General features: G+C 66.6%; 7 protein-coding genes. 6 read left to right on the forward strand and 1 reads right to left on the reverse strand.

Annotation, left to right across the window (positions count from 1 at the left end; genetic code table 11):
• Position 1: 1 nt before the first annotated feature.
• A complete protein-coding gene (locus AC0QH1_RS27525; protein WP_324634638.1) occupies positions 2 to 1,030 on the reverse strand; it encodes a glycosyltransferase family 2 protein in 1,029 nt (342 codons plus the stop codon).
• Between the two features lie 276 nt (positions 1,031 to 1,306).
• On the opposite strand from AC0QH1_RS27525, the gene AC0QH1_RS27530 reads away from it, so the two are divergent.
• The 6 genes from AC0QH1_RS27530 to AC0QH1_RS27555 all read left to right on the forward strand — a co-directional run bounded on the left by AC0QH1_RS27530 (position 1,307) and on the right by AC0QH1_RS27555 (position 8,869).
• Positions 1,307 to 2,260 carry a MoxR family ATPase gene (locus AC0QH1_RS27530; RefSeq protein WP_324634639.1) on the forward strand — a complete coding sequence of 318 codons (954 nt, stop codon included), beginning with the start codon at positions 1,307 to 1,309 and terminating at the stop codon, positions 2,258 to 2,260.
• A 63-nt stretch (positions 2,261 to 2,323) separates the two neighbouring features.
• Positions 2,324 to 3,589: a VWA domain-containing protein gene (locus AC0QH1_RS27535; protein ID WP_324634640.1), complete on the forward strand. Its 1,266-nt coding sequence runs from the start codon at positions 2,324 to 2,326 to the stop codon at positions 3,587 to 3,589.
• A 117-nt stretch (positions 3,590 to 3,706) separates the two neighbouring features.
• Positions 3,707 to 4,708: an XdhC/CoxI family protein gene (locus tag AC0QH1_RS27540; protein ID WP_324634641.1), complete on the forward strand. Its 1,002-nt coding sequence runs from the start codon at positions 3,707 to 3,709 to the stop codon at positions 4,706 to 4,708.
• Complete coding sequence (locus AC0QH1_RS27545) at positions 4,705 to 5,703, forward strand: molybdopterin-binding protein (protein ID WP_324634642.1); 999 nt, start codon at positions 4,705 to 4,707, stop codon at positions 5,701 to 5,703. Before AC0QH1_RS27540 ends, AC0QH1_RS27545 begins: the two co-directional genes overlap by 4 nt.
• 138 nt (positions 5,704 to 5,841) lie before the next feature.
• Positions 5,842 to 6,327: a (2Fe-2S)-binding protein gene (locus AC0QH1_RS27550; protein ID WP_239323407.1), complete on the forward strand. Its 486-nt coding sequence runs from the start codon at positions 5,842 to 5,844 to the stop codon at positions 6,325 to 6,327.
• A 163-nt stretch (positions 6,328 to 6,490) separates the two neighbouring features.
• A complete protein-coding gene (locus AC0QH1_RS27555) occupies positions 6,491 to 8,869 on the forward strand; it encodes a xanthine dehydrogenase family protein molybdopterin-binding subunit (RefSeq protein ID WP_324634643.1) in 2,379 nt (792 codons plus the stop codon).
• Positions 8,870 to 8,894: the final 25 nt, after the last annotated feature.

Below are 8,894 nucleotides of genomic sequence, written 5' to 3' on the forward strand. Positions count from 1 at the left end.
CTCACGCCAGTCCCAGTCGCTGCAGCATGGCGTCTTCCTGCGGTGGCAGCGGCGCGGCGGCCTGCAACTGCGCCCGCATCTGCTGATAGGCGGGGTCCGCCAGCAGCGCATCCCGCCGCGCCAGATGACGCGCCACGCACTCCGCGTGCAGGCGGGCGATCTCCGGATCGGCCTTCAGTTCCGCCAGCGCGTCGTGCAGGGCCGGCAGCATCCGCTGGATCGAGCGATCCTCCCAGGCCGGGTCATTGCGCTCGCGCCAGTAAGTGTCGTCAAAGGCCCGGTTCTCGCGGTTCACATCGCCGCGGTCGGTCTTGACCAGATAGCTGTCCAGCGCCCGCAGTGCATAGTGGTTGAGCGTCGCCAGCGCGCGCGCGCCACGGGCGGGAAACTTGCGGATGCGGCGCGGGTTTGCCGCCACCAGAAACCGGTGCGGCACCGCCCGTCCGCTGCCGTCGCACCAGCGCGGGCGGGCCTCGGCCGGGGTGTTCTTGCGCAGGAACGGGCGATGCGCGCCGTAATAGCCCAGCGGAAAGTCCCGCCGGGTCAGCGTTTTGACCTCGATCGCCGTCTCGCCGCACCAGACATCCGGGTTGTGGCTGCGGGTGAATTGCTCGATCACCGGACGGTCCTCAAACGCCTCGACCCCGCCATTGGCAAAGAACTGGAAATTGAGCGAAATCGCCTGCGGCTCGGCGCAGGCGGCAATCAGCGCCGGGATGCTGTGATCGCCCACATGAATGTTGAGGAACTCGTCCACATCCGCGATCCACAGCCAGTCGGCCTGCTGCACCACCGGCTGGTGGGCGCAATCCTTCAGCGCCTCCATCTGATAGGCGCGCCCCTTCGCCGGGTTGGGCAGATGCGTGACACCGCCCCGCGCCGCCAGCGCATCCAGCAGCGCATCGGTGCCATCGCTGCAATCGTTGGAGTAGAACAGGAAATCGGTCACCCCGATCAGGCGGTTATAGGCAATCCACTCCAGCAGGAACGGACCCTCGTTCTTGACGCAGGTCACCGCGGTGATGCGCATGTCGCTGTTCCTTCCCCTCGTCGACCCAGGCCGCGGCGCGGTCCGGTCTGCCCTCTGCCCCTGTGCGTCTGCCCCTGTGCGTCTGCCCCCTGTGTCCGGGGCTGTGCGCGCGTATGACTTGTTGCATCCCCGCGCGCGCGCCGTCAATTGCCCTGACAGGAGAACACCACACCTGTTGCATCGCCTCCGCGTGACGCCTGTTGACGGCTGTTGACGGCTGGGCGCAGAGCGTGTCCTCTGGGCGTCGGAATATGCAATACAGGGGCACGCGGGCGGATGACCACAGAGGCAACAGAAGCGATGCCGCAGCAGGCGGCAGGGACGCAGGGATTTGCATCGATCGACGCGGTGCAGGCCCGGCTGGCCGCGGCCGGCTATGTCTGTGGCCGGGCGCTGGCCACCGTGGTCTTCCTCTCCGCCCGCCTCGGTCGGCCCCTGTTCCTGGAGGGCGAGGCTGGCGTCGGCAAGACCGAGATCGCAAGGGCGCTGTCCACCGTCACCGGCCGGCCTCTGATCCGGCTGCAATGCTACGAAGGGCTGGATGCGGCCAGTGCGGTCTATGAGTGGAACTTTGCCGCCCAGATGGTGGCGATCCGCGCCGCCGAGGCCTCCGGCACCGCCGACCGCAAGACCCTGCAAACCGAGATGTTCTCCGAGGATTTCCTGATCGCGCGGCCCTTGCTGCGGGCGATGCAACCTGACCCGCGCGGCGCGCCGATCCTGCTCATCGACGAGCTGGACCGCACCGACGAGCCGTTCGAGGCCTTCCTGCTGGAGGCGCTCTCGGACTTCCAGGTCACCATTCCGGAGTTGGGCACCATCAAGGCGCCAGAGCCGCCGACGGTGATCCTCACCTCCAACCGCACCCGCGAGGTGCATGACGCGTTGAAGCGGCGCTGCCTCTATCACTGGGTCGATTATCCCGATTTCGACCGCGAGATGCAGATCCTGCGCGCCCGCGTCCCCGAGGCCGCCGAGACCCTCAGCCGCGAGGTGGTCGCCTTTGTGCAGGCGCTGCGTACCGAGGATCTGTTCAAGAAACCCGGCGTGGCCGAAACCATCGATTGGGCCAACTGCCTGCTGGCGCTTGACGTGGTGGCGCTCAGCCCCGAAGTCATCGCCGACACGCTGGGCGCGATCCTGAAATATCAGGACGACATTGCAAAACTCCAGGAGTCCGAGGCCAAGCGCCTGCTGGATCAGGCCCGTGCCGCGCTGCCGGAGGGCTGACATGCGCCTTCATCTTTTTGAAAATATCCTGGGGGTGCGGGGGCAAGGCCCCCGCGCGTGCTGATGGCGGACTATGCCCAACGTGCTCTGCCGGATCGCCCGAAACTGGTGGCCAATCTCACCCATTTCGCCCGGGCGCTGCGCAAGGCCGGGCTGAAGGTCGGCACCGGGCGCGTCATTGACGCGGTGGAGGCGGTGGCCGCGGCGGGGTTCACCTCGCGGCGCGATTTCTACTGGACGCTGCACGCCTGTTTTGTGTCGCGCCCCGAGGACCGGGCGGTGTTTGCGCAGGTGTTCCGGCTCTACTGGCGCGATCCGCGCTATCTGGAACACATGATGGCGGCGATGCTGCCCGCGATCCGCGGCGTGCAGGAGGAGCGCGGCGCCAAACCCGCCGAGAAACGCGCCGCCGAGGCGCTGCTCGACGGGCAACTGCCCGATGTGCCGCCCGAAGACACGCCCGAAGGCACCGAGATCGAGCTGGACGCAACCATGACGCTCTCGGCCGAGGAGCGGCTGAAGACGCTGGATTTCGAACAGATGAGCGCGGCGGAGATCGCCGCGGCCAAACGCATGCTTGCAGGTCTGACCCTGCCGGTGAAACCGTTGAAAACGCGCCGCCATCGACCGGATGCGCATGGCGCGCGGGCGGATTGGCGGCGCACGATACGGGACGCCTGCCGCACCGGGGGCGACATCCACCGGATGGCCCGGACCGCCCGGGCAGAGCGCGATCCGACCCTGGTGGTGCTCTGCGACATTTCCGGCTCGATGAGCCAGTACAGCCGCATGGTGCTGCAGTTCCTGCATGCTGTCGCCAATGCGCGTGGCGGCCGCAAGTCACAGGGCTGGGCCAATGTGCATGGGTTCACCTTCGGCACCCGCCTGACCAATATCACCCGGCATCTGCGCCAGCGTGACGTGGACGCAGCGCTGGCCGCCGCCGGGGCCGAGGCGCAGGACTGGCAGGGCGGCACCCGGATCGGCGCCTGTCTGCATGCCTTCAACCGCGACTGGTCGCGCCGGGTGATGGGGCAGGGGGCGGTGGTGCTCCTGGTGACCGACGGGCTGGATCGCGAAGCACCGGAGGACCTGGCCCGCGAGATGCAGCGCCTGCGGTTGTCTTCCCGGCGCCTGATCTGGCTCAACCCGCTGTTGCGGTGGGACGGGTTTGCCCCGCGCGCCCAGGGCATCCGCGCCATGCTGCCCCATGTGGACAGCCTGCGCGCCGGTCACAGCATTGCCGCGCTCGAAGATCTGGCCGCCGTGATCTCGCGCCCCGAGGATGCCGGCGAAAAAGCGCGGCTGCTGGCGATGCTGGCGGAGTGAGCACGCAGCCCCCCGCCGCCGCACGCCACCGGCAGGCGCAATTTGGCACGATTTGTCCTTGATCTTCGCGGCTTTAGGGCCAAGCTTTGAGGGGCAACAGGCACCGGGATCCACACCATGACATCTGGCACCGAACAGGCTGACGCCGCCCGCTTTGAAAACGCCCCCGAACTGGCGCTGCACTGGCACCGCGAAGGGATCGGCGCGGTGCTGTGCACGGTGGTGCAGACCTGGGGCTCGGCGCCGCGCCGCACCGGCTCGCAACTGGTGGTGGGCGGTGATGGCCGCATCGAGGGCTCGGTCTCCGGCGGCTGCGTCGAGGGGGCGGTGATCCTGGAGGCGCAAGAGGCGCTGGCGCAGGGCGCCCACAAACTGCTGGAATTCGGCGTCAGCGATGATGATGCCTTTGCCGTCGGGCTGGCCTGCGGCGGCACCATCAAGGTGCTGCTGGAACCGGTCGGCAAGACGCTGGACGAAGAGACATTGGAGGCGCTGGTGCTGGCCCGTGCCGAACGCCGCCCGCTGGCCTATGAGGTCAACCTGACCAGCGGTCAGGGCCATCTGGTCAATACCGCCTCCTACCCCGACCGCATGCGGATGGATCGCTCCGGTGTCGAGGAGGATGGCGAGACCTTCGTGGCGGTGCACAACCCGCCGCTGCGGCTGATCCTGGTCGGCGCGGTGCATATCGCCAAGGCGCTGGTGCCGATGGCCCGGATCGCCGGCTATGACCCGATCCTGATCGAACCGCGCGCCGCCTTTGGCTCTGCCGAGCGGTTCCCGGGCGAGCGCATTCTCGACGACTGGCCAGATGAGGCGGTAGAAAAACTGGGACTGGATGCGCGCACCGCGCTGGTGCTCTTGACCCATGATCCCAAACTGGATGACCCGGCGCTGATGGCGGCGCTGCGGGCGGAGTGTTTCTATATCGGCGCGCTGGGCTCCAAACGCACCCACGGCCAGCGCCAGCAGCGGATGATCGCGGCGGGCTTCTCGCAGGACGATCTGGCCCGCGTCCACGGGCCTGTCGGGCTTGACATCGGCGCCGCCAGCCCGGCGGAAATCGCGGTGTCGATCCTCGCCGAAATGACCGGCGTGCTGCGGGGCAAGGTGGCATGAAATTCGGCCCACTCGCGCTGACCGCCGCCGAGGGGGCGCTCTTGGCGCACTCGCTGCAAGGGGCCGGCGGTCGGATTGCCAAGGGCACGCGGCTGACGGCGCAGGACCTCGACGCCCTTCGGGCCGCTGGCCATACCGAGGTGATCGCCGCGCGGCTGGACCCCTGTGACCTGCATGAGGATGATGCGGCGTTGCGGCTCGCGCAGGCGATGGCGCCGGATGCGGCGGCACTGGGGCTCCGGATCTCGGGTGCGGGGGCCGGGCGGGTGAACCTCTATGCCACCACGCCGGGGGTGGCACGGGTGCGCGCCGATCAGATCCTGGCGATGAACAGCGTCGATCCGATGATCTCGGTGGCGACGGTGCCGGATTTTCACCGGGTGGATGCAAACAGCATGGTCGCGACGATCAAGATCATCGCCTACGCGGTGCCCGATGCGGATCTGGCCCGCGCCGTGGCGGCGGCCTGGGCGGCGCTTCAGGTGCTGCCGCCGGTCTATGGCACCGCCAGCCTGATCGAAACCCGGGTGACCGAGGACACGCCCGCCGACAAGGGTCGCGCCGCGATGGCGGGGCGGCTGGACCGGATGGCAATGACCCTCAGCCCCCGCGTGGTGGTGCCGCACCGCGCCGCGGATATTGCGCAGGCGTTGGGCGACGCCCCGGGCGAGGTGCTGTTTGTCCTCACCGGCTCTGCCACCTCCGACCCCGCCGATGTCGCCCCCGAGGCGGTGCGGCTGGCGGGGGGCACGGTCACGCGCTTTGGCATGCCGGTGGATCCGGGCAACCTGCTGTTCCTCGGCCAGCTGGGGCAAAAGCCGGTGATCGGCCTGCCGGGCTGCGCCCGCTCGCCGGCGCTCAATGGTGCCGACTGGGTGTTGGAGCGGGTGGTCTGCGGCATTGAGGTGACGTCGGCGGATATTGCCGCGATGGGCGTGGGCGGTCTGTTGAAGGAAATCCCGACCCGGCCGCGGCCGCGGCGGGATGGGGAGTAAACACCGAAGCCCGTTCCTGTCGGTCAGAGGGGAAAACCTCACGCCGCGCCCCTTGCCGCAAAAATTCCTCGCGCCATCTCAAGACGCGTGATTAACTGATCTCAGCCAGACAAAGAATTTCAAGCTAGGGAGGAATTTATGACGAAGGTCTCCATGACCGTGAACGGTCGCCCCATGTCCGGGGAGGTCGAAGGTCGTACACTCTTGGTGTCGTTCCTGCGCGACCAGCAGGGGCTCACCGGCACCCATGTGGGCTGCGACACCAGCCAATGCGGTGCCTGCGTTGTCCATGTGGACGGCAAGGCGGTGAAATCCTGCACCATGCTGGCGCTTGAGGCCGAAGGGGCGGAGGTTGCCACCATCGAAGGCCAGGCGGCTCCTGACGGCACACTCAACGCGATACAGGCGGCGTTTCAGGAACACCACGGGCTGCAATGCGGATTTTGCACGCCCGGCATGGTGATGTCGGCAGCGGCGCTGCTGAAGGAGAACCCAAAACCCTCCGAGGGAGAGATCCGCCATTATCTGGAGGGCAACCTCTGTCGCTGCACCGGCTACCACAATATCGTCAAGGCGATCATGGCAGCCTCGGGTCAGGACGTGACCTCGATCGCGGCGGAATAACGCCCGCCCCAAGTGACCTGTGCCAGCCCGTTTGCAGACGGGCTGAGGAACGTAGCCCGTATCAATCCAGCGGACCGCTCGGTCAGGCGGCGCGGCGGGAAGAGGAGCCCAAAGCGCAACAGCCCAAAAGGACCCGGCCCGCATTCTGGGAGGAGTTTGGATTATGCCCAAGGATATTGACGCCAAGGAGAGCGGCATCGGCGCCGCCACCAAACGGCGCGAAGACATCAGGTTCCTGACGGGAACCGGCAATTATACCGACGACATCAATGTAAACGGTCAGGCCTATGTGCATTTCCTGCGCTCGGATGTGGCGCATGGGCGGATCACCTCGCTTGAGACTGCCGCGGCGGCAGCGATGCCCGGCGTGCTGCGGGTGTTCACCGGCGCGGATTTCGAAAGCGTTGGCGGGCTGCCCTGCGGCTGGCAAGTGACCGACCGCTTTGGCGAGGTGATGCAGGAACCGGCGCATCCGGTGCTGGCGCAGGGCAAGGTGCGCCATGTGGGCGATCCCATTGCCGCCGTGGTGGCCGAAAGCGCCGAATTGGCCCGCGATGCCGCCGAGGCGATCGAGCTGGAGATCGAAGACCTGCCCGCCGTGATCGACATGAAGGCGGCGCTGCAGGACGGCGCGCCCAAGGTCCACGACGATCTGACCTCCAACCTCTGCTACGACTGGGGTTTTGTGGAGGAAAACAAGGAGGCGGTGGCCAAGGCCTTTGATGAGGCCGCGCATGTCACCACGCTGGAGCTGGTCAACAACCGTCTGGTCGCCAACCCGATGGAGCCGCGCGTGGCGGTGGGCGATTTCAACCGCGCCACCGGTGAAAGCACGCTCTATACCACCAGCCAGAACCCGCATGTGATCCGGCTTTTGATGGGGGCCTTTGTGCTTGGCATCCCGGAGCATAAATTGCGCGTGGTGGCCCCGGATGTGGGCGGCGGTTTTGGCTCCAAGATCTTTCACTACGCCGAAGAGGCGTTCTGCACCTTTGCCGCCAAGGCGCTCAATCGTGCAGTGAAATGGACCTCCTCGCGGTCCGAGGCCTTTATGTCCGACGCCCATGGCCGCGATCATGTGACCAAGATCGAACTGGCTCTGGACGCGGACAACAACTTCACCGCGCTGCGCACGGAAACTTACGCCAATATGGGGGCGTATCTGTCGACCTTTGCGCCCTCGGTGCCCACCTGGCTGCATGGCACGCTGATGGCGGGCAATTACAAGACGCCGCTGATCTATGTGAACGTCAAGGCGGTGTTCACCAATACGGTGCCCGTCGATGCCTATCGCGGCGCGGGGCGGCCCGAGGCGACCTTCCAGCTGGAACGCGTTATCGACAAGGCGGCGGGAGAACTGGATGTCGACCCCATAGCGCTCCGGCGGCAGAACTTTGTCACCGAGTTCCCCTATGCCACGCCTGTCGCCGTGGAATATGACACCGGCGACTATGTGGCGACGATGGATAAGCTCGAAGAGATCGCGGACATCGCAGGCTTTGCCGCGCGCCGCGCCGAGAGCGAAAAGGCGGGCAAACTGCGCGGTCTGGGTGTGAACTGCTATATCGAGGCCTGCGGCATTGCGCCTTCGAACCTCGTCGGACAATTGGGCGCGCGCGCGGGGCTTTATGAGAGTGCGACAGTGCGGGTCAACGCCACCGGCGGCATCGTGGTGATGACCGGCAGCCATAGCCACGGGCAGGGGCATGAGACGTCCTTTCCACAGGTGATTTCCGAGATGATCGGCATCCCCGAGGATATGGTGGAGATCGAACATGGCGACACCAACAACGCGCCGATGGGCATGGGCACCTATGGCTCCCGCTCGCTGGCGGTGGGGGGCTCTGCCATGGTGCGCGCGACCGAGAAGATCATCAACAAGGCCAAGAAGATTGCCGCCCATCTGATGGAGGCCGCAGATGCCGATATCGAGCTGAAGGACGGAAAGTTCTCGGTTGCGGGCACGGATAAATCCGTCGCTTGGGGCGATGTGACGCTCGCCGCCTATGTGCCGCATAACTACCCGCTGGAGGAGATCGAGCCGGGGCTGGAGGAGACGGCGTTCTACGACCCGGCCAATTTCACCTATCCGGCGGGGGCCTATGCCTGCGAGGTGGAGGTCGATCCCGATACCGGCAAGGTCACCATCGAACGCTTTGCCGCCGCCGATGATTTTGGCAATGTGGTCAACCCGATGATCGTCGACGGTCAGGTGCATGGCGGTCTGGGGCAGGGCATCGGTCAGGCGCTCTTGGAGGGCTGTGTTTATGACGAGGACGGTCAGCTACTGTCGGCCTCCTTCATGGATTACGCCATGCCGCGGGCTGACGATGTGCCGTTCTATCAGGTCGATCATTCCTGCCAGACGCCCTGCACCCACAATCCGCTGGGGGTGAAGGGCTGTGGCGAGGCCGGGGCGATCGGCTCGCCGCCGGCGGTGGTCAACGCGGTGGTGGATGCGCTGCGCTCTGCCGGCAAGGATGTGACCCATATCGACATGCCGCTGACCCCCGCGCGGGTCTGGGCGGCGATGCAAGGTTGAGACGTCGGAGGGGGGGGGGGGGGGG

It is taken from the genome of Phormidium sp. CCY1219 (genome assembly GCF_055795085.1).

Bases quoted from the DNA above. Each gene is read 5' to 3' on its own strand.
- AC0QH1_RS27530 (WP_324634639.1), top strand. From the start codon at position 1,307: ATGACCACAGAGGCAACAGAAGCGATGCCGCAGCAGGCGGCAGGGACG.
- AC0QH1_RS27540 (WP_324634641.1), top strand. From the start codon at position 3,707: ATGACATCTGGCACCGAACAGGCTGACGCCGCCCGCTTTGAAAACGCC.
- AC0QH1_RS27550 (WP_239323407.1), top strand. From the start codon at position 5,842: ATGACGAAGGTCTCCATGACCGTGAACGGTCGCCCCATGTCCGGGGAG.
- AC0QH1_RS27555 (WP_324634643.1), top strand. From the start codon at position 6,491: ATGCCCAAGGATATTGACGCCAAGGAGAGCGGCATCGGCGCCGCCACC.
- AC0QH1_RS27535 (WP_324634640.1), top strand. From the start codon at position 2,324: ATGGCGGACTATGCCCAACGTGCTCTGCCGGATCGCCCGAAACTGGTG.
- AC0QH1_RS27525 (WP_324634638.1), bottom strand. From the start codon at position 1,030: ATGCGCATCACCGCGGTGACCTGCGTCAAGAACGAGGGTCCGTTCCTG.
- AC0QH1_RS27545 (WP_324634642.1), top strand. From the start codon at position 4,705: ATGAAATTCGGCCCACTCGCGCTGACCGCCGCCGAGGGGGCGCTCTTG.